The sequence below is a fragment of the Actinomyces sp. SKVG-SVH-4(1) genome (assembly GCF_048514265.1).
GTDB classification, from domain to species: Bacteria; Actinomycetota; Actinomycetes; order Actinomycetales; family Actinomycetaceae; genus Actinomyces; species Actinomyces oris.
Genome location: NZ_JBGEVE010000013.1, coordinates 42,405 through 61,409, shown reverse-complemented (window position 1 = coordinate 61,409; position 19,005 = coordinate 42,405). Strand labels below are relative to the sequence as shown.

At 67.9% G+C, this 19,005-nt stretch carries 18 protein-coding genes; 17 read left to right on the top strand and 1 reads right to left on the bottom strand.

Translation table 11 applies throughout. The features are described from left to right. Positions 1-47 precede the first annotated feature (47 nt). The 17 genes from AB7V09_RS10585 to AB7V09_RS10505 all read left to right on the top strand — a co-directional run bounded on the left by AB7V09_RS10585 (position 48) and on the right by AB7V09_RS10505 (position 18,534). Positions 48-983: a copper transporter gene (locus AB7V09_RS10585; RefSeq protein WP_419143728.1), complete on the top strand. Its 936-nt coding sequence runs from the start codon at positions 48-50 to the stop codon at positions 981-983. A gap of 104 nt (positions 984-1,087) precedes the next feature. Next, positions 1,088-2,005 (top strand): hypothetical protein, encoded by a 918-nt coding sequence (locus AB7V09_RS10580; RefSeq protein ID WP_419143727.1) that lies wholly within the window; start codon positions 1,088-1,090, stop codon positions 2,003-2,005. Further along, positions 2,005-3,651 (top strand): murein biosynthesis integral membrane protein MurJ, encoded by a 1,647-nt coding sequence (gene murJ / locus AB7V09_RS10575; protein WP_419143726.1) that lies wholly within the window; start codon positions 2,005-2,007, stop codon positions 3,649-3,651. The genes AB7V09_RS10580 and murJ overlap by 1 nt, the downstream gene beginning before the upstream one ends. Next, positions 3,648-4,805 carry a glycosyltransferase family 4 protein gene (locus AB7V09_RS10570; RefSeq protein ID WP_419143725.1) on the top strand — a complete coding sequence of 386 codons (1,158 nt, stop codon included), beginning with the start codon at positions 3,648-3,650 and terminating at the stop codon, positions 4,803-4,805. Before murJ ends, AB7V09_RS10570 begins: the two co-directional genes overlap by 4 nt. A gap of 82 nt (positions 4,806-4,887) precedes the next feature. Continuing rightward, positions 4,888-5,592, top strand: coding sequence for an NUDIX domain-containing protein (locus AB7V09_RS10565; protein ID WP_419143724.1), 705 nt, complete (start codon positions 4,888-4,890; stop codon positions 5,590-5,592). Between the two features lie 266 nt (positions 5,593-5,858). After that, positions 5,859-6,872 (top strand): LacI family DNA-binding transcriptional regulator, encoded by a 1,014-nt coding sequence (locus tag AB7V09_RS10560; RefSeq protein ID WP_419143723.1) that lies wholly within the window; start codon positions 5,859-5,861, stop codon positions 6,870-6,872. A 98-nt stretch (positions 6,873-6,970) separates the two neighbouring features. Further along, positions 6,971-8,248 (top strand): extracellular solute-binding protein, encoded by a 1,278-nt coding sequence (locus AB7V09_RS10555; protein ID WP_419143722.1) that lies wholly within the window; start codon positions 6,971-6,973, stop codon positions 8,246-8,248. A gap of 247 nt (positions 8,249-8,495) precedes the next feature. Further along, entirely contained in the window at positions 8,496-9,302 is an 807-nt protein-coding gene (locus AB7V09_RS10550) for a carbohydrate ABC transporter permease (RefSeq protein WP_419143721.1), read from the top strand. Positions 9,303-9,417: 115 nt separating this feature from the next. Further along, complete coding sequence (locus AB7V09_RS10545; protein ID WP_419143720.1) at positions 9,418-10,269, top strand: carbohydrate ABC transporter permease; 852 nt, start codon at positions 9,418-9,420, stop codon at positions 10,267-10,269. A gap of 7 nt (positions 10,270-10,276) precedes the next feature. Beyond that, positions 10,277-11,197 carry a glycosyl hydrolase family 32 gene (locus AB7V09_RS10540; protein ID WP_419143719.1) on the top strand — a complete coding sequence of 307 codons (921 nt, stop codon included), beginning with the start codon at positions 10,277-10,279 and terminating at the stop codon, positions 11,195-11,197. A 556-nt stretch (positions 11,198-11,753) separates the two neighbouring features. Further along, a complete protein-coding gene (locus tag AB7V09_RS10535) occupies positions 11,754-12,488 on the top strand; it encodes a helix-turn-helix transcriptional regulator (protein ID WP_009747484.1) in 735 nt (244 codons plus the stop codon). After that, on the top strand, positions 12,485-13,924 hold the full coding sequence (sufB, locus tag AB7V09_RS10530) for a Fe-S cluster assembly protein SufB (protein WP_075392583.1): 1,440 nt from the start codon (positions 12,485-12,487) through the stop codon (positions 13,922-13,924). Before AB7V09_RS10535 ends, sufB begins: the two co-directional genes overlap by 4 nt. A gap of 92 nt (positions 13,925-14,016) precedes the next feature. Then, positions 14,017-15,276, top strand: a complete 1,260-nt coding sequence (gene sufD, locus AB7V09_RS10525; protein ID WP_419143718.1) for a Fe-S cluster assembly protein SufD — start codon at positions 14,017-14,019, stop codon at positions 15,274-15,276. A gap of 68 nt (positions 15,277-15,344) precedes the next feature. Further along, positions 15,345-16,094: a Fe-S cluster assembly ATPase SufC gene (gene sufC, locus AB7V09_RS10520; RefSeq protein ID WP_419143717.1), complete on the top strand. Its 750-nt coding sequence runs from the start codon at positions 15,345-15,347 to the stop codon at positions 16,092-16,094. Between the two features lie 161 nt (positions 16,095-16,255). After that, the gene (locus tag AB7V09_RS10515) at positions 16,256-17,608 is read left to right on the top strand and encodes a SufS family cysteine desulfurase (protein WP_419143716.1); all 1,353 of its coding nucleotides are present in this window, start codon (positions 16,256-16,258) and stop codon (positions 17,606-17,608) included. Between the two features lie 2 nt (positions 17,609-17,610). Beyond that, complete coding sequence (gene sufU, locus AB7V09_RS10510; RefSeq protein ID WP_010615419.1) at positions 17,611-18,087, top strand: Fe-S cluster assembly sulfur transfer protein SufU; 477 nt, start codon at positions 17,611-17,613, stop codon at positions 18,085-18,087. 51 nt (positions 18,088-18,138) lie between these two features. Next, positions 18,139-18,534, top strand: a complete 396-nt coding sequence (locus AB7V09_RS10505) for a metal-sulfur cluster assembly factor (protein WP_004564698.1) — start codon at positions 18,139-18,141, stop codon at positions 18,532-18,534. A 19-nt stretch (positions 18,535-18,553) separates the two neighbouring features. On the opposite strand, the gene AB7V09_RS10500 is transcribed toward AB7V09_RS10505, so the two are convergent. Continuing rightward, positions 18,554-18,949, bottom strand: a complete 396-nt coding sequence (locus tag AB7V09_RS10500) for a DUF488 domain-containing protein (protein ID WP_419143715.1) — start codon at positions 18,947-18,949, stop codon at positions 18,554-18,556. Positions 18,950-19,005 lie beyond the last annotated feature (56 nt).

The following is a 19,005-nucleotide window of genomic DNA, read 5'->3' as shown; positions in this document are numbered from 1 at the left end:
CATCTGAGAGGCAGCCCCTCTCACGGTCATCTTCAAGGTCTTCAACCATGATCGACTTCCGCTATCACCTGGTATCGCTCATCTCCGTGTTCCTGGCCCTCGCCGTCGGGGTCGTCCTGGGTGCCGGCCCGCTGCAGAACTCCCTGGGAACCGCGCTCAACGACCAGGTCACCGCCCTGCGTGAGAACCGCAACGCCACCCAGGCCAAGCTCGAGCAGACTGAGACGGCCGTCAACGAGCGGGACTCCTACATCACTCAGGCCGCCACCAGCCTCCTGCCCGGGACCCTGGCCTCCAAGAACGTGGCCATGGTGCTCCTGCCCGAGGCCAACGCCGAGGACGCCGACGCCATCGCCACCCAGCTCAAGAACGCAGGCGCCACCGTCACCGGCCGAGTGAGCATGACCAGCACCTGGGTGGACCTGTCCCGGGAGAACTACCGCTCCACCTTCTCCGGACAGGTCCAAGGACACCTGGGCAGCACCAACTCCAAGGACGCCAACGGCATCCTGGGGGAGGCCCTGGCCAAGGCCCTGACCGCCAACGACGACTCCTCCCGGGTCCTCATGGACATGCTGTCGGTGACAGTGGACAAGTCCGGCACTCCCTTCATCTCCGTGGACTCCACGCCCACCGCTGCGGCCGAGATGATCGTCGTCGTCGGGCCGCGTCCGCAGGCATCCTCCGGCAAGGGAGCAACCGTCGAGGCCTCGCCGGGCGAGGACCCCAAGGCCTGGGCCAAAGCGCTGGAGGGCACAGCCGGTAGGGCGCCCACAGTCGTCGTCGGCTCCGCCGACGGTGACGGCGGCGTCGTCGGCATCATCCGCTCCGAGAAGGCGAAGGTGACCACTGTCGACTCCGTCGGCCAGATCGCCGCCTCCGTGTCCACCCCTCTGGCCCTGGCCTCCACCCGAGCGGGAACCACCGGGCACTACGGCTTCGACAAGGGGGCCGAGGCAGTCATGCCGCCAGTGACCAAGTAGTCCCTGTCCTCAGCGACGCAGGTGACTCGGCCGGCCCGGACGCTGCGGCCGCGTCCTGGGTGGCGACGCCGCGATCGGTCCCCGCCCTGCCTTAGGCTGAGTCCATGGCTGGCACGATCACGCGAGTAAGCTCCTGCGCCCGAGACCTGGCGAGGACGGGTCTCAAGGCGGCGGGCACCGCCCTGTCCTGGTCCACCTGTTTGGCGCCCATTGCCCAGAGACTGGAGCGCACCAACTTCCACGGCCGCACCGTGAGCCTGCGCGGGGGAGTCGGGGCAGCAGCCGGCGCCGTGACGACTGGGATCGAGGCCGGCAGGCTCCTGCGGGGCAGGACGGGCTCACCCTCACGGGCAGGACTGGCCGCCACCATTGCGGCTGGGGCCGGGGGATGCGCCGGCCTGGTCGACGACCTCGATGCCGGGGCCCACGACGGCGACACCCCCGCCAAGGGTCTCAAGGGTCACCTCACCGCCCTCGCCCACGGGCGCGTCACCACCGGAGCCCTCAAGATCGCCGTCATCGGCTCAGGGGCGCTCGTCGGCGGTGTCCTCCTGGCCCGCCACCGAAGCACGGGCGCCGGCGCACGTCCGCTGGCGTCCAGAGCCGTCGACGCCGCGTCCAGCGCCGTGGTCATCGCAGCCTGGGCGAACCTGCTCAACCTGCTCGACCTGCGCCCCGGACGGGCGCTCAAGACCGCCTGCATCGTGAGCACCCCGCTGCTGGCCACCCCCGGACGCGACGGCGAGCCCACCCGGATGCTGGCCGCGGGCACCCTGGGAGTCAGTCTCGCAGCCCTGCCGGAGGACCTCCTGGAGAACACGATGCTGGGGGACACCGGGGCCAACGCCGTCGGCGCCCTGCTGGGCACCGCCCTGGCCTGCCACCCCCACGCCGCGGTGCGCGCCGGGGCCGCCCTGAGCGGGGTGAGCCTCATCCTGGCCAGCGAGAAGGTCTCCTTCTCCCGCGTCATCAGCGAGACCCCGGTGCTGGCCGCCCTCGACGGGCTGGGACGCCGCCCCTGATGACGGCACAGCAACGCCGCGGTGGACTGCTCTCAGTGGCCGGGTCCGTCGCCGGCCTGACCCTCGTCTCCCGCGTCCTGGGGTTCCTGCGCTGGCTCGTCCAGGCCGCCACCGTCGGCACCGGAACGGTGGCGGGCGCCTACACCACGGCCAACCAGCTGCCCAACACCCTCTACGAGGTCGTCGTCGGCGGGGTCCTGGCCGCCACCGTCGTCCCGCTCCTGGCCGCCCCGATCGCCGCGGGCAGGCGTGAGGAGGTCACCGCCACCACCTCGGGGCTGCTGGGCCTGGTCCTGGCGGTCCTGACCCCACTGTCCCTGGGGCTCATCGTCCTGGCCGCCCCGATCGCCTCCCTGTTCCCCACCTCCCAGGGCGTGGACCCGACGCTTCAGCATGAGCTCGTCGCCTCCTTCCTGCGCATGTTCGCCCTGCAGGTGCCCATGTACGGGGTGGCCGTCGTCCTCACCGGTGTCCTCCAGGCTCACAACCGCTTCACCTGGCCAGCGCTGACACCGATGCTCTCCAGCCTCGTGGTCATGGCGACCTATGGTCTCTACGGGGTGCTGGCCGGCGGCGACGACGCGGCCGCCTCCAGCCTCGCCCTCCAGGTGCTGGGTTGGGGGACGACCCTCGGGGTGGCCGCCCTCAGCCTGCCGCTGCTGTGGCCGGTCCACCGGCTGGGGCTGGGTCTGCGCCCCACCCTGAGACTGGGGGGCGCCCAGGCCCGGCGGGCGCTGCGGCTCGGCGGGGCCGGGGTGTGGACGATCCTGGCCCAGCAGGTGAGCGTCCTGGTGGTCCTGGCCATGGCCCGTTGGGGTGGGCAGACCGGAACTGCTGCGGTCTATCAGTACACGCAGGCCGTCTACGTCCTTCCTTACGCGGTGCTGGCCGTCCCCGTGGCCACCGTCCTCTACCCCCGCCTGACCGCCGCCTTCGAGGCCCGCGAGCTGTCGGCGGGCAGTCCTGGCGGCACAGGCGAGGAGAACGTCAGGAGGCTGGTGGCCACCTCCACGGCCCTGGTCACCGCCGTCGCCGTGGCCGGAACCGCCATGCTGCTGGCCGCCAGCGCCGCTGCCGAGCGCTTCTTCTCCTTCAAGCAGGTCGACGGGATGGGCCAGGCGCTGGCCGTCCTGGCTCCGGGACTGATCGGCTACGCCCTCATCTACCAGGTCACCCGGGTCCTGTTCGCCGCCGACCGCTCTCGGCCCGCCGCTCACGCCACCGCGGCCGGCTGGCTGACCGTGGCGGTGGCCTGTGCCGCCTGCGTGCGCCTCATGGCGCCCGCAGGTGGGGACGGGCGCGCCACCCTCGTGGCCCTGGGAATGGGCACGACCATTGGGATGACGGTGGCGGGAGCGAGCCTGCTGATCGTTCTGGCCCGAGTCATGGGGGGCCGGGTGCTGCGCGCGACCCTGACCGCGCTCGGTGCGGGGCTGCCCGTGGCCCTCGTCCTCGGGCTGGTCGTCCGAGAGGCGACCACCCGCGTCACCTCCCTGTTCCTGGCCGTCATCACCGCCGTGATCGGTGCCGCTGCGGCCGCGGCCCTCGTCCTGGTGGTCATCCACCTGGCTGACCGCAGCCTCCTGGCATCGGTACGTGGTGGCAGGCCGACGGTGACAACGAAGGACGACAAGGAGCAACCATGAGCGACGTCGACGCCATGAATAAGCCCGGTGCCGTACAGGACCCGCAGGTCGGGCGCCGGAGGATCCTCCAGGTGTGCGGATCGGCCGCTGGAGGGGTGCGGGCCCACCTGGCTGACTGCGCCCGCCTCCTGGCCGCCGACGGCCACGACGTCATTGTTGAGGCCCCCGCCGCGGTCCTTGACGGACTGGATATCAAGCCGGCTCGCGCCGAGCCACTCGAGATCGGCCCCCGCCCCAGCCTCAACGACACCCTGGCCGTGGCCAGGCTGCGTCGCCTGGGCCGGCGCGCCGACGTCCTTCACGCCCACGGCCTGCGAGCCGGGGCCCTGGCCGCCCTGGCCCTGGGACGACGCCGCCGCGGACGCACGCGGCTGGTCGTCACCCTCCACAACCTCACCGTCGGGGGGCGCCTGACCACCTTGGTGGGGGACAGGCTCGAGCGGCTCATCGCCCGGCGCGCCGACCTCGTCCTGGCGGTCAGCCCCGACCTGGCCGAACGGGCCCAGGATCTCGGCGCCCCACACGTCGAGCTCGCCATCATTCCCGCGGTGCCACCCCAGCAGCCCGCTGAACCGGGCGCCTCCGACGCGGCCGCGGCGGAGGATGCCTGGCCGCGAAGCGGGGCCCGCCTCCTGACCGTCGCCCGCCTGGCTCCTCAGAAGGGCCTGCCGCTGCTGCTCGAGGCCGCCGCGATCCTCTCCCGCGAGGTTGACGCCGGCCGGCTGACCGCCTTCACCTGGGCCCTCGCCGGGGATGGCCCCGGCCGCGAGCAGGCCGCTGAGTGCATCGCCGCTGAACAGCTCCCGGTCAGCCTCCTGGGGCGGCGAAGCGATGCTCCGGCCCTCATGGAGGTCGCTGACGTCGTCGTCCAGACCAGCCTGTGGGAGGGCCAGCCCCTCACCATCCAGGAGGCTCTGCGCGCAGGCACCGCGATCGTGGCCACCGACGTCGGAGGCACCGCCGTGACCGCCAGAGGAGGAGCCGTCCTCGTGGACCCTCAGGCCCAGGCCATCGCGGAGGCACTTCGAACCCTCCTGAGCGACCCCGAGGCCCGCACCCGCGCCGCTGAGCGCGCGCAGGCGGCGGCCAGAGGCCTTCCCGGGCTCGAGGACCTGGCGGCCCAGCTGCGACAGACGGTCCTCGACCTGCACTGAGCCGCCCTGCCCCGAGCGGTAGCATCGTGGTGCCCGAGCGCCCAGCAACGACGACGCCGGCAGCGAGAATGAGGAGCCAATCGTGGATCATCCGGTGACGAGCACCCGCAGCGGCGAAGGCTTAGAGAACAGCCTCGCCGACACGCGCGAACCTGGGCGGGAGCTGGTCTCCAGCGAGCGGGTCTGGAGCGGGCCGATCTTCGCCGTCGACGCCGACCAGGTGCGCCTGGGGCCCGGTCAGGAACCGGTGGCCCGTCAGGTCGTCGTCCACCACGATGCCGTAGCCGTCGTCGCCCTGCGCGAGGGCGAGGCATCCTCCCAGGCCGACGGCGCCGCGGAGATCCTCATGATCCGCCAGTACCGTCATCCCGTGCGCGCCTGCCTGTGGGAGATCCCCGCGGGACTGCTCGACGTGGCGGGGGAGGAACCGGCCGTCGCCGCCGCCCGAGAGCTCGCCGAGGAGACCGACTACGAGGCGGCCACCTGGCACACGCTGGCCGAGTTCTACGCCTCGCCCGGCTTCACCACCGAGGGGGCCCGGATCTTCCTCGCCCAGGACCTGAGCCTGCTGCCCGAGGACCGGCGCACCGTCCGCGAGGACGAGGAGGCCGAGTTCGTGCCCACCTGGGTCCGCCTGGACGAGGCCCTCGACGCCGTCATGGGCGGCCGCCTGCACAACCCCTCCACGGTGCTCGGAGTCCTGGCCACGGCCCACGCGCGCACCCGCGGCTGGGTGGGACTGCGTCCCGCCGACGCCCCCTGGCTGCGCAGCCCGGAGAGCCTGTAAGACGAGTCGAAGTACTTGTCTGTCACCAGTGGGAGCACTTTCGGACCGGCGTTCCTGGGCAAGATAGTGGCCAGGATTCGGCGAGTCTGCCCGCTATCACGAGCGAGGGCAGCCTGACTCAGGTGAAGAACACCTCGAACATCAATCGATTAATTGACTCGACTCAATGTGGTTAACCGGTTGACTCTTGAGTGTGTTCTGAGTCATGATCTCTCTGTGTCCGGTACCGATGCCGGGCCTCCCGACCAGAAGAGGGGAGAGAGGCGATGACGACTCTCGCCGATGTCGCTGCCGCGGCTGGTGTCTCCAAGGCTGCGGCCTCCCTCGTGCTCTCCGGCAAGTTCGAGGGTCGCGTGAGTGAGCGCAAGGCTGAGCGTGTTCGTGTGGCCGCTGACGAGCTCGGCTACGTCCGTGACGCCATTGCCGGTGGTATGCGCAACGGTCGAACCCGGACGATTGGGGTCATCGGCGAGCGTGTCCTGTCCACGCCCTACGCCGTCTCCATGATTGACGCTGTTCTGTCCACCAGTCAGAGCCTCGGGTGGTCCGTCCTTCTCACTGACGCAGGACACGACGGCGTCGCCGCCAAGGAGGCAGTCCGCGAAATGGTCGCCCGGCGCGTCGGCCAGGTGGTCATTGCCTCGATGTATCACCGCGTTGTTCCGGTTCCTGAGCAGATCAAGGATGTCGTCGTGCTCAACGGCGTTGCTGACCGCCCTGGGGTTCCTGGCGTCGTTCCCGATGAGCGTCAAGGCGCCAGCGATGCCGTTGCTCACCTCGTCGACCTCGGCCACCGCCGTATCGGCTACCTTGGGCACGACGACGCCGAGAGCATCGCTGTGCGTGAGCGTTCCGACTCCTACCGCCACAGCCTTCGAGAGGCCGGGCTGGCGGTGGACGAGTCGCTCCTCGTCACCGGGGGACTCGACCCCGACAGCGTCGACGCCACTGCCCGCCGTCTCCTCGACCGGCCTGATCGTCCGACCGCCGTCTTCTGCTACAACGACGCCCTGGCGGCCGGCGTCTTCCGGCAGGCGGTACGCCTGGGGATCTCCATTCCCGACGACCTCTCTGTTATCGGCTTCGACGACCTTGCGCTCATCTCTACGAACCTCGATCCCAGGCTCACCACGATGCGCCTGCCGCACTGGGAGATGGCCGAGTGGCTCACTCGCGAGCTTGCCGCGGGCCGTACAGCCGAGCTCCCGGACGTCACGCGCTTTCCCTGCCCTCTCATCGAGCGAGCCTCCACGGCGCCTCCCACCACCTTGCTGCCGTAGCCCGCGCGCCGCACACGAGGCCGGCCCCACCAGCTCTCCGCCCGATGGGGTGGAGTCAGATCCCCACCACTCACGCTGATACACAAAGGAGTGCCATCATGATGACCACCCGCCGCATGTTCCTCGGCGCCAGCGCCGCCGCCTTGACCACGCTTGCCGCATGCTCCTCTCAGTCCGGAAAGGGGTCGGGCGGACTGACGCTCTGGACCCACAACGGGGGCAACAAGGAGGAGCTCGACGTCGTCAACAGCGCGGTCAAGGACTTCAACGCCGCGAACCCCAACACTCCGGTCACGGTGAAGTCCTTCCCGCAGGAGTCCTACAACGATGCCATTGCCTCAGCCGCCGTCTCCGGCAACCTGCCCGACATCCTCGACCTTGACGGCCCGATCATGCCGAACTGGGCCTGGGCCGGATACCTCTCGCCGCTGACCATCTCGCAGGAACTCCAGGGTAGGATCATCGACTCCGCCAAAGGAGTCTGGAACAACAAGCTCTACTCCGTCGGCCCCTACGACACCTCGCTGTGCTTCCTCGGTCGTAAATCAGCCTTCGACAAGGCCGGTGTTGCCATCCCCACGGTCGACAAGCCGTGGACGAAGAACGAGTTCATGGGGGCCCTTGACAAGCTCTCAAAGCTCGACGGCTTCAGCTACGCCATCGACATGTCGGTATGGGACACCGCCGAGTGGTGGCCCTACGCCTACGCTCCCATGCTCCAGTCCTTCGGTGGCGACCTCATCGACCGCAAGAGCTATGAGACCGCCGAGGGCTTCCTCAATGGGGACAAGGCCGTCGAGTGGGGTACCTGGTTCCGCTCGCTGTTCACCTCCAACTACGCCTCTCAGACTCCAGCCAAGGACGGCCAGGACTTCCTTCAAGGCAAGGTGCCGCTCGTCTATGCCGGCGGATGGAAGGTTCTCAAGGCTCAGGAGACCTTCGGCAAGGAGGAGGTCCTTATCCTCCCGCCTGTCGACTTCGGCGCGGGCGCTCACGTAGGCGGTGGTTCCTGGCAGTGGGGCGTGTCCTCCTCCTCGAAGAGCGCCGACGCTGCGAACAAGTTCATTGAGTTCCTCATGCAGGACAAGTATCTCGTTCAGTACTCCGACGCGATCGGCAACTTCCCGTCAGTCGAGTCGGCCACTCCGAAGACGAAGTACTACGGCGAGGGCAAGCCGCTGGAGCCTGTCTACGAGATCGGTAAGAAGTATGCCCTCCTGCGTCCTGCGACACCCGGTTACAAGGTCATCTCATCGACTTTTGACAAGGCCGCTCGAGACATCGTCTCCGGCTCCGATGTCAAGTCGACCCTCGACCAGGCCGTCAAGGACATCAACGCGGATATCAAGTCGAACGGTGGCTACAAGGCCAAGTAGGCCAACTAGGCCAACTAGGCCAAGTGAAATACTGAGTACCTGATCGTGCGGCCGGTCAACAGCCGCGCTACCTCCCTACATCACCAGCACCGATCCGGTGTGCGCACAAGAGTGCGACACTGGGAAGGGAACCGATATGGCAGCCCCCAGTACCATGAGGCGCCGCGGCAGGACCGCCGCATTGCGCAGAGAGGCTCGGACGGCGTGGCTCATGAGCTCACCGGCCCTCCTGCTCCTCGTGCTTTTCATGGGCATCCCGATCCTGCTTACCTTCATCCTGTCCTTCACGAATACGCGTCTCATCTCCCCCAACCCTCCGCAGTTCATTGGCATGGAGAACTTTGTGCGGGCGTTCACCGACGACCCGACCTTCATCCGGTCTCTGACGAATACTGTCTTCTTTGCGCTCATTGTCGTGCCCTTCCAGTCCGCCCTTGCCCTAGCGTTGGCGATTCTTGTCAACCAGAAGGTCAAGGGAGTCACCGCCTTCCGCACAATGATCTTCATGCCTGTGGTGACCTCCATGGTTGTGGTCTCCATCCTGTGGAGCTTCTTCTACCAGGACAACGGTCTGTTCAACTCGATGCTCAACACCGTCACTGGTGGCGGGTGGTCCACTATCGCCTGGCTCAACCACCCCGGCACCGCAATGCCGGCCATTATCGTTCTGTCTATCTGGCAGGCGGTCGGTTTCCATATGATCATCTGGCTCTCCGGCCTGCAAATGATCGACCCGGTTCTCTATGAGGCGGCTGACCTCGACGGTGTCAACGGATGGCAACGCTTCCGCTACATCACGTGGCCGGGTCTGCATTCAACGATGGTCTTCATCCTCGTCACCATCACGATCGCTGCGCTGGGCCTGTTCGTCCAGGTTGACGTCATGACGTCCGGAGGTCCCCAAGACGCCACCTCGACGATTGTCTACCACGCGGTGCGCAGGGGTTACCGGGAGCAGGACATGGGGTACGGCAGCTCCATCTCACTCATATTCTTTGTCGCCGTTCTACTCATCAGCCTCATCCAGCGTTGGCTCACCAGGGAGAAGGACTGACATGCTCACTGAGACAACTAGGGCCGATGCGGCACCTGCAGATGTCGATGCCCTCGGGGCTGCCGAAAGGAGCCCGCGTCGCCGTGGCCGAGCCGCCACCAGGAGACGATCCAGGGTGCTGACCTACATCGGACTTGTCACCGCATCGTGCGTCGCTGTGTTCCCCCTGTTATTCATGGTCTTCTCCTCCTTCAAAGAAGACCAGCAGATCTTCGCCGATCTCGGCTCTCTTAAGGCATTCCTTCCGACTGGGCGCCTATCGCTGGATAACTACTCCGGAGTATTCGAAAGGGTCCCAGCTGTACGATTTATTGCGAACTCGCTCATCGTGACAGTCGCGATCGTAGTGCTCGGTCTTATTGTCAACTCGATGATCGGTTTCGCGATCTCGCGTATGCGCTGGAGGGGTAAGAATATTGTCCTCTCGCTTGTTCTGGCCACTCTCATGGTACCTTTTGAGACCATCGCTGTGCCGCTCGTATACTGGGTCGCAAAGTTGCCATCGCTGCAGTGGGTCGTTGATGGTTTTCTTGTCAAGCAGGGAATGCTCAACACCTACCAGGTGCAGATTCTGCCCTTCGTTGCCAATGCAATCTCCATCTTCCTCTTCGCCCAGCATTTCGGGGACATCCCCAAGGAGATCGACGAGGCGGCCCGTGTTGATGGCGCGTCCTGGTGGGTGATCTACTCGCGAATCATTGTGCCACTGTCCGGTCCAACCTTCGCCACAGTTGCCATCATCACGATGCTGCCGGCGTGGAACTCCTACCTGTGGCCGCTCATGGTCATCCAGGAGGAGTCAATGCGGCCCGCGAGCGTGGGCATGCAGTACTTCTTCCAGCTCAACCCGGTATGGGGGCAGATCATGGCATACGGTACACTCATCACTCTGCCTGTTCTTATCATTTTCGCTCTGTTCCAGCGCTCTTTCGTGGCGTCGTTGGCAGGCACTGCCGTCAAAGGCTGAGGAAAGCATGTCTCTTCATCTTGCCGACCACTGGCTGTGGGACCACTGGATCTGTGACGACGGCGATCGCTATCACCTCTTCTTCCTGCGGGCGTCGCGCGCGTTGCACGATCCGGAGCGGCGGCACTTCCGTGCCTCCATGGGGCACGCCGTTTCCGATGATGCGCGTACGTGGCAGCTTTTACCCGACGCCCTGGTGCATTCCGACGGGCCGGGGTTCGACGACAAGGCGATCTGGACCGGCTCCACCATCGTCAAGCCCGACGGTGCTATGCGTGTCTTCTACACCGGAATCTCTCGAGCCGAGGACGGGCTGGTTCAGCGCATCGGCTGGGCTGACTCCACTGACGGCGTGATCTTTGAACGCACGTGCAATGTTCCTCTGGAGGCGGACGCCAGATGGTACGAAAAGAGAGAAGCAGACGTCTCTGGCGCCGAGCACTGGAGAGATCCCTTTGTCTTCAGGTATGACGGGCGCTGGCACATGCTCATCACCGCCAGGGCGAAGGGGGCTGAGCACTATGGTGCCGGCGTCATCGGTCATGCCGTCTCCGATGACCTGGATCACTGGCGGATCGGGCCGCCGCTGACCAGCCCGTCGGTTTTCGGACAGCTGGAGGTTTCCCAGAGCAGAAGCGTTGACGGCCACCATCTCCTCATCTTCTCCTGCGGTGACGACATGAAGGCCGAACCCGGCCCCGGCGGGGTGTGGGTCGCCGAGGGGGAGGGGGCGCTGGGGCCTTGGGACATTGATGGCGCCAGGTACGTGCGCCCAGAGCACCTCTACGCCGGTCAGCTGCTTCAGATGCGCGATGGAGCGTGGGTTTTCACGGGCTTCGAGAACATCGTCAATGGTGAGTTCATCGGAGCGGCTCCGGACCTGTTGCCGTGGGCCAACGTCGAGCTTCTGTCAAGAGGCGGGAGCTAGGAAGCCGCGTTGTCAGTTGTCTGGACAGTGAGTGAACGGGGAGCCCTTCCAGGACCGGGTGCGTCCCTCGCTCATCGTGCTGTGTCGGGTGGCGAGGCGGGAGCCGGGTCGCTTCTGCCTGGATCAGGCGCTCAAGGCGGCCGCCACGGCAACGTCGGACCGCGCCGGCAGCGTTCGGGAGCATACCTGCCAGTCGAGGACGGCGTCTTCCCGCAGGCGACTGGGGTCTGTCTCCAGTTGCCTGCGGGAGAAGTGCGTTCAGGATGGGAAACGCGATTTACGGTGCGCGCGGCCGGGGAACCTGACCAACGACTAGTTAGGTATTCCTAGGTAAGGTTCACCTTTGATTGGGTGACGTGTTCAATCCCACCTTGCGACGCTCCGTCGTGAACTTGCCAGCGTTGAATTCGGCAAGCAAGATCTTGGTTAAACTCGTGGCACAACGACCAGCGACGCCTCGCAGGTCAGTGCCTGGAGCCGGTCCAGGGCAAGGCCGAACCGGCCGCAACGGGGCAGGCCGTGAGGCGTCGGAAGCGACTAGGGGAGGAGAACCGTCATGACTCAGAGTGACGACGACTCTACCCGGGCACGCGTTCTCGACCTCATCGCTGAGAAGGGACCGGTGTCGGCGGCGCAGCTCGCCAAGGTCCTGAGCCTGACGCCGGCCGCCGTGCGCAGGCACATCACCGCCCTTGAGGACGCTGAGCAGATCGAGGTGCACACGCCGGCCCAGACGGGCAAGCGCGGCCGCGGTCGCCCGGCCCGGCACTACGTCCTGACGCCCAAGGCCCGCACCTCCTTCGCGGAGGGCTACTCCGACCTGGCCAACCGCGCCCTGCACTACCTGTCCCAGGTGGCCGGTGACAAGGCGGTCGACTCCTTCGCCGCGGCCAGGGGCCGTGACCTCGAGCGCCGCTACGCCACCGTCGTCGAGGCGGCCGGCAAGGACCCCTCGGAGAGGGCCCGCGCCCTGGCGGACGCCCTGACTCTCGACGGCTACGCGGCCTCGGTGCGCGACGTCGGGGACGGCTCCTTCGCCGTCCAGCTGTGCCAGGGCAACTGCCCGGTGCGCGATGTGGCCGGGGAGTTCCACGAGCTGTGCGACGCCGAGACCCAGGCCATCTCCCGGCTCGTGGGCGTCCCGGTCCAGCGTCTGGCCACCCTGGCCGGAGGCGAGCACGTCTGTACCACCCACATTCCGATCGCCATGCCCGCGCTGCGCAAGCGCGCGGTTCGGGCGGCGGCTAAGACGCGAGGCCTTGAGACCAAGCGAATGGAAGGAACCCGATGACACTGCCGACAACCGAGACCACGCGTAGCACCGACGACGAGATCATCGACTCGATCTCGACGAGCTACGACTTCGGCTGGCACGACTCCGACGAGGCCGGTGAGAAGGCCAAGCGAGGCCTTGATGAGCAGGTGGTCCGCGAGATCTCCGCCATCAAGGGAGAGCCGGAGTGGATGCTGGCCAAGCGTCTCAAGGCCTACTCCACCTTCGAGCGCAAGCCCATGCCCACCTGGGGCGTGGACCTCTCACAGCTCGACATGGACGCCGTCAAGTACTACGTGCGCTCCACGGACCGGCCGGCCAACTCCTGGGACGACCTGCCCGAGGACATCAAGAACACCTACGACCGCATCGGCATCCCCGAGGCCGAGCGCGAGCGCCTGGTGGCCGGCGTGGCCGCCCAGTACGAGTCGGAGGTCGTCTACCACCAGATCCGCGGTGACCTGGAGGAGCAGGGCGTCATCTTCGTGGACACCGACACCGCCGTGCGCGAGTACCCCGAGCTCGTCAAGGAGTACTTCGGGACCGTGGTGCCCGCCGGCGACAACAAGTTCGCAGCCCTCAACACGGCCGTGTGGTCCGGGGGCTCCTTCATCTACGTCCCCAAGGGCGTCCACGTCGAGATCCCGCTCCAGGCCTACTTCCGCATCAACACCGAGAACATGGGCCAGTTCGAGCGCACGCTCATCATCGCCGACGAGGACTCCTACGTCCACTATGTCGAGGGCTGCACCGCCCCCATCTACTCCACCGACTCCCTGCACTCGGCGATCGTGGAGATCGTGGTCAAGAAGAACGCCCGCGTGCGCTACACGACCATCCAGAACTGGTCCAACAACGTCTACAACCTGGTGACCCAGCGCGCTACCTGCGAGGAGGGCGCCACCATGGAGTGGGTCGACGGCAACATCGGCTCCAAGCGGAACATGAAGTACCCGGCCGTCTTCCTCATGGGCCCCCACGCCCGCGGCGAGGCCCTGTCCATCGCCTTCGCCGGCGCGGACCAGCACCAGGACACCGGCGCCAAGATGGTCCACATGGCGCCCCACACCTCCAGCCACATCGTCTCCAAGTCGATCGCCCGCCACGGTGGCCGCAGCGCCTACCGCGGACTGGTGCAGATCATGAAGAACGCCCGGCACTCCAAGTCCAACGTGCTGTGCGACGCGCTCCTGGTCGATGAGATCTCCCGCTCGGACACCTACCCCTACGTCGACGTGCGCACCGACGACGTCGAGATGGGCCACGAGGCGACCGTCTCCAAGGTGAGCGCCGACCAGCTCTTCTACCTCATGCAGCGCGGGCTGACCGAGACCGAGGCCATGGCCACGATCGTGCGCGGCTTCGTCGAGCCCATTGCCCGGGAGCTGCCCATGGAGTACGCCCTCGAGCTCAACCGGCTCATCGAGCTGCAGATGGAGAACTCGGTGGGCTGACCCACCGCAGCGGATCCTCCCTCGTCAGCCCACTCAGCCTTCGACCCACACCTCATCACACCGGCCTGCTGCCGGCCAAGGAGCACCTCCACATGCCTGAACTCTCCACCGACCACTCGAGCGCCACGCTCGACGGCGCCCACTCCCACGGCGGGCCGCGCTACGTCTCCTCGCGCGCCGACCGCCCCACCTCCTTCGACCCCGCCGACATCCCGGTGCCGCGCGGCCGTGAGGAGGAGTGGCGCTTCACGCCGATGAAGCGCTTCGCCCCGCTGTTCGACCTCGACGCCATCCGCGCGGCCACCGCCGGCCAGAGCGATGCCGGTGTCCGTATCGAGACGGACCTGCCCGACGGCGTGAGCCTGGAGACGGTCGCGCGCAGCGACGCCCGCATCGGCACCGTGGGTGCCCCGGTCGACCGCACCGGCGTCACCGCCTGGAACGGCACAGAGACCGCCACGGTGCTCACGCTCGAGCCCGGCGCCCAGCTGGAGCGGGCCGCCCGACTGAACATCATCGGCCAGGACACACAGCTCGCCCGCCCCACCGCCCAGCACATCCTCGTCGCCGCCGAGGCCGGTTCCAAGGGAACCGTCGTCCTGGACCACACCGGCACCGCCGCCCTGACCCAGGGTGTCGAGGTGACGGTCGCCGACGGCGCCGAGCTCACCCTGGTGACCGTCCAGGGCTGGGAGGACGAGGCCATCCACGCCTCCAACCACCGGGTCAAGGTCTGCGGCCGCGGCGTCCTCAAGCACGTCGTCGTCAGCCTCGGCGGAGACGTGCGCATCTGCCCCGACCTGGGCTTCTCCGGCGAGGGCGGGCACATCGACGCCTACGGCGTCTACTTCACCGATGCCGGTCAGCACCAGGAGCACCGTCCCTACGTGGCCCACACCGAGCCCCACTGCTACTCGCGTGTCACCTACAAGGGCGCCCTCCAGGGCGAGGGCGCGCACGCCGTGTGGGTGGGGGACTGCCTCATCGGCCAGGCCGCCCGCGGCACCGACACCTACGAGCTCAACCGCAACCTGGTCCTCACCGAGGGGGCCAAGGCCGACTCCGTGCCGAATCTGGAGATCGAGAACGGCAACATCGAGGGGGCCGGCCACGCCAGCGCCACCGGCCGCTTCGACGACCAGCAGCTGTTCTACCTGCGTGCCCGCGGCATCCCCGAGACCGAGGCCCGCCGCCTCGTCGTCCTGGGCTTCTTCAACGAGATCGTCGCCGAGATCGGTGTCGACGAGGTCGAGGAGCGCCTCATGGCCGCCATCGAGAAGGAGCTCGAGCTCACCGGACTCATCACCGCCCGCACCGACCAGGACCCCGCCGCCGAGCCGGCAGCCGAGTGACAGGCCGGACCCGCACGACGGTCCGCCCGCCCGCAACCAGACCACAACCCAGCTGAAAGAAACGTCGCATGAGCACTCTGCAGATCAAGAACCTCCACGTCCAGGTGGCCACCAACGACGGCCCCAAGCCCATCCTCAAGGGCGTCGACCTGACCATCGACTCCAACCAGGTCCACGCCATCATGGGCCCTAACGGCTCAGGCAAGTCCACCCTGGCCTACTCCATCGCCGGGCACCCCGACTACGAGGTCACCGATGGCGAGGTCCTCCTCGACGGCGTCGACCTGCTGGAGATGAGCGTGGACGAGCGCGCCCGGGCCGGCCTCTTCCTGGCCATGCAGTACCCCGTCGAGGTTCCCGGCGTCACCGTGGCCAACTTCCTGCGCACGGCCAAGACCGCCATCGACGGCCAGGCTCCCAAGGTGCGCCAGTGGGTCGGCGAGGTCAACCAGGCCATGAAGAACCTGCGGATGGACCCCGCCTTCTCCCAGCGTGACGTCAACGCCGGCTTCTCCGGCGGTGAGAAGAAGCGCTTCGAGATCCTCCAGATGGAGCTGCTCCGTCCCCGCTTCGCCGTCCTGGACGAGACCGACTCCGGCCTGGACGTTGACGCCCTGCGCATCGTCTCCGAGGGCGTCAACCGCCTCCACGCCGAGTCTGACGCCGGCTTCCTCCTCATCACCCACTACACGCGCATCCTGCGCTACATCAAGCCCGACCACGTCCACGTCTTCGTCGACGGGCGCGTGGCCGAGGCCGGCGGCCCCGACCTGGCCGACCGCCTCGAGGAAGAGGGCTACGACCGCTACCTGGCCTGACCGTCCTCACCGTGCCGGGGCCGACGACGGCGCGCCGCGCAACAAGGCGCCGTCGCCGGCCCCGGCATTGAGGCAGGGGGACTATGGTTCCTCGTGACCTCAGCCCCCGCCGTCGGCGACCATGCCCGGAACCGCCCCGCACCGAATCGGAAAGGCACGTCATGACTCAGTCCACGGCCCCACTCACCGGGGCGCCTTCGACCGGCGCACTCAACGCGGAGGAGATCGCCGCGATCCGCGCCGACTTCCCCTACCTGGAGCGGGCCGCCCGCAACGGCGAGGCTCTGGCCTACCTGGACTGGGCGGCCACGAGCCAGAAGCCCGCCGGCGTCATCACCACGGAGGCCGACTTCTACCGCATGTCCAACGGCGCGGCGGGACGCTCCACCTACCAGCTCGCCGACGAGGCCACCGCCACCTTCGAGGACGCCCGTGACGCCATCGCTGCTTTCGTGGGCGCGCGTGGCAGCGAGCTCGTCTTCACCAAGAACGCCACCGAGGCCATCAACCTCGTCGCCCTGGCCATCGGGCACGCCAGCCAGGGTCGGTCGGCGGCCCGTGGCGGAGGGCCCGCCGCGGCCGATGACCCGGCTCGGCGCCTCATCATCGGAGAGGGCGACGAGGTCGTCGTCACCCGCGCTGAGCACCACGCCAACCTCGTGCCATGGCAGGAGCTGTGCGCCCGCACCGGCGCCACCCTGCGCTGGCTGGACCTGACCGAGGACGGGCGCATCGATGCCGCCACCCTGGACGTCATCACCGAGCGCACCCGCGTGCTGGCCCTGACCCATGCCTCCAACGTCACCGGCGCGATCAGCCCGCTGGACCTCATCCTCCCGCGCGCGCAGCAGGTCGGTGCGCTCGTCGTCCTGGACACCTGCCAGTCGGCCGCCCACCTGCCGCTGGACTTCGGCGCACTGAAGACCGCCGGCGTGGACGCCATGGTGCTCTCCAGCCACAAGATGCTCGGCCCCACCGGAATCGGCGCGCTCGTGGCCACCGAGGAGCTCCTGGCGGCGATGCCACCGGTGCTCACCGGCGGCTCCATGATTGAGATCGTCACCATGGAGTCGTCGACCTTCATGAGCGGCCCGCCCCGTTTCGAGGCCGGCAGCCAGCCGCTGGCGCAGGCCGCGGGATGGCGCACCGCCGTGGAGTACCTTGCCCGGATCGGCCTGGACCGGCTCCACGCCACCGAGCAGGCCCTGACCCAGCAGGTGCTCGAGGGCCTGGCCCAGGCCCCCGGGCTGCGCCTGGTCGGCCCGACCGACACCACCGACCGCCTGGGCGTGGTCGCCTTCTCCATCGAGGGAGTCCACCCTCACGACGTCGGCCAGGTCCTCGACGCCGCCGGCGTCGCCGTGCGCACCGGCCACCACTGCGCCCAGCCCATCCACCAGCACTTCGGCATCCACGCCTCCTCGCGCCTGTCCTTCGGGGCCTGCTCCACTCCCGAGGAGGTGGACCGCTTCCTGTCCGCCATCGCCGACGTCCGGCGCTACTTCCAGAGGTGAGCATGAACGAACTCGACCAGCTCTACCAGCAAGTCATCCTCGACCACTCCCGCGAGCGCCACGGCTCCGGCGCCCTCGACGCCCCGGACGCCACCAGCCACCAGGTCAACCCCACCTGTGGTGACGACGTGACCCTGGGGGTGCGCGTCAAGGACGGCAAGATCGAGGCCATCGGCTGGGAGGGGGACGGCTGCTCCATCTCCCAGGCCTCCATCTCCGTCATGCACGACCTCGTCAACGGCGCCGACCTGGCCACCGTGGCCCGCCTCGAGGCGGACTTCGATACCCTCATGCACTCGCGCGGCAAGGGCGTCGACGACGCCGTCCTGGATGACCTGGAGGACGGGGCCGCCTTCGAGGGCGTCTCGAAGTACCCCAACCGCGTCAAGTGCGCCCTGCTCGGGTGGATGGCCCTCAAGGACGCCCTGGCCAAGTCCGGCGTCGCCCTGCCCGCCGTTGAGCCGAACGGCGCCGAGTAGATCAACTGTCCTGACACCACTGTCCGACCCGCGAGGAAGAAGGAAGAAGCCATGAGTGACAACCCCAGTGGGATGCCGGCAGCCGCCGACAACCCCATGGCCGCCCAGCAGCCGCCGGCCCCCGTCGCCAGCACCGAGGGCGTCGATGTCGCCGCCGTCGAGGAGGCCCTGCGCGACGTCATCGACCCTGAGCTCGGTATCAACGTCGTCGACCTCGGCCTGCTCTACGGGGTGTCGATCGAGCCCGACGGCACCGTCGTGCTCGACATGACCCTGACCACCGCCGCGTGTCCGCTCACCGACGTCATTGAGGAGCAGGCCCAGCAGGCCCTGTCCCTCATTGCCGACAAGGTCCGCATCCAGTGGGTCTGGCTGCCGCCGTGGGGGCCGGACAAGATCACCCCTGAGGGCCGCGAGCAGTTGCGCGCCCTGGGCTTCAACGTCTGAGACTCCGTCGAGGCCGCCGTCAGGTCAGGTCCTCCTCGACACCGAGGACCGCCTCGCGCAGGACACGCGCGTGGCAGTGGACGTGGTCGTGGCCGGCGAACAGGAGCGTCACGCGCCCCGTAAGGGCCTCGTGACGCAGGTGCTCGACGGCGGCGACCGCCTCGGGCCTCTCGGTGAGCTCGGCTCGGTAGGCCTCGACGAACTGGGGCCAGGGCAGGTCCCCGCTGTGGAAGGCCCGCCGCAGCTCGGTGGTGGGGGCGGCGTCCTTGGCCCACTCGTCGAGAGCGGCGCGCTCCTTGGACACGCCACGGGGCCAGAGCCGGTCCACCAGGACCCGTGCTCCGTCCTCGGCGCTGGGCTCCTCACGGATGCCTTTGAGAACCACGTTGGCAGATGAAGGAAGGCGTTGACTCATACCAGTGACGCTACTCGCCCCATCCGTCGGTGCGGTCCCATCGGCTCGCAGTGAAC

Bases quoted from the DNA above. Each gene is read 5' to 3' on its own strand.
- AB7V09_RS10585 (WP_419143728.1), top strand. From the start codon at position 48: ATGATCGACTTCCGCTATCACCTGGTATCGCTCATCTCCGTGTTCCTG.
- AB7V09_RS10580 (WP_419143727.1), top strand. From the start codon at position 1,088: ATGGCTGGCACGATCACGCGAGTAAGCTCCTGCGCCCGAGACCTGGCG.
- murJ (WP_419143726.1), top strand. From the start codon at position 2,005: ATGACGGCACAGCAACGCCGCGGTGGACTGCTCTCAGTGGCCGGGTCC.
- AB7V09_RS10570 (WP_419143725.1), top strand. From the start codon at position 3,648: ATGAGCGACGTCGACGCCATGAATAAGCCCGGTGCCGTACAGGACCCG.
- AB7V09_RS10560 (WP_419143723.1), top strand. From the start codon at position 5,859: ATGACGACTCTCGCCGATGTCGCTGCCGCGGCTGGTGTCTCCAAGGCT.
- AB7V09_RS10555 (WP_419143722.1), top strand. From the start codon at position 6,971: ATGATGACCACCCGCCGCATGTTCCTCGGCGCCAGCGCCGCCGCCTTG.
- AB7V09_RS10550 (WP_419143721.1), top strand. From the start codon at position 8,496: ATGGGCATCCCGATCCTGCTTACCTTCATCCTGTCCTTCACGAATACG.
- AB7V09_RS10540 (WP_419143719.1), top strand. From the start codon at position 10,277: ATGTCTCTTCATCTTGCCGACCACTGGCTGTGGGACCACTGGATCTGT.
- AB7V09_RS10535 (WP_009747484.1), top strand. From the start codon at position 11,754: ATGACTCAGAGTGACGACGACTCTACCCGGGCACGCGTTCTCGACCTC.
- sufB (WP_075392583.1), top strand. From the start codon at position 12,485: ATGACACTGCCGACAACCGAGACCACGCGTAGCACCGACGACGAGATC.
- sufD (WP_419143718.1), top strand. From the start codon at position 14,017: ATGCCTGAACTCTCCACCGACCACTCGAGCGCCACGCTCGACGGCGCC.
- sufC (WP_419143717.1), top strand. From the start codon at position 15,345: ATGAGCACTCTGCAGATCAAGAACCTCCACGTCCAGGTGGCCACCAAC.
- AB7V09_RS10515 (WP_419143716.1), top strand. From the start codon at position 16,256: ATGACTCAGTCCACGGCCCCACTCACCGGGGCGCCTTCGACCGGCGCA.
- sufU (WP_010615419.1), top strand. From the start codon at position 17,611: ATGAACGAACTCGACCAGCTCTACCAGCAAGTCATCCTCGACCACTCC.
- AB7V09_RS10505 (WP_004564698.1), top strand. From the start codon at position 18,139: ATGAGTGACAACCCCAGTGGGATGCCGGCAGCCGCCGACAACCCCATG.
- AB7V09_RS10500 (WP_419143715.1), bottom strand. From the start codon at position 18,949: ATGAGTCAACGCCTTCCTTCATCTGCCAACGTGGTTCTCAAAGGCATC.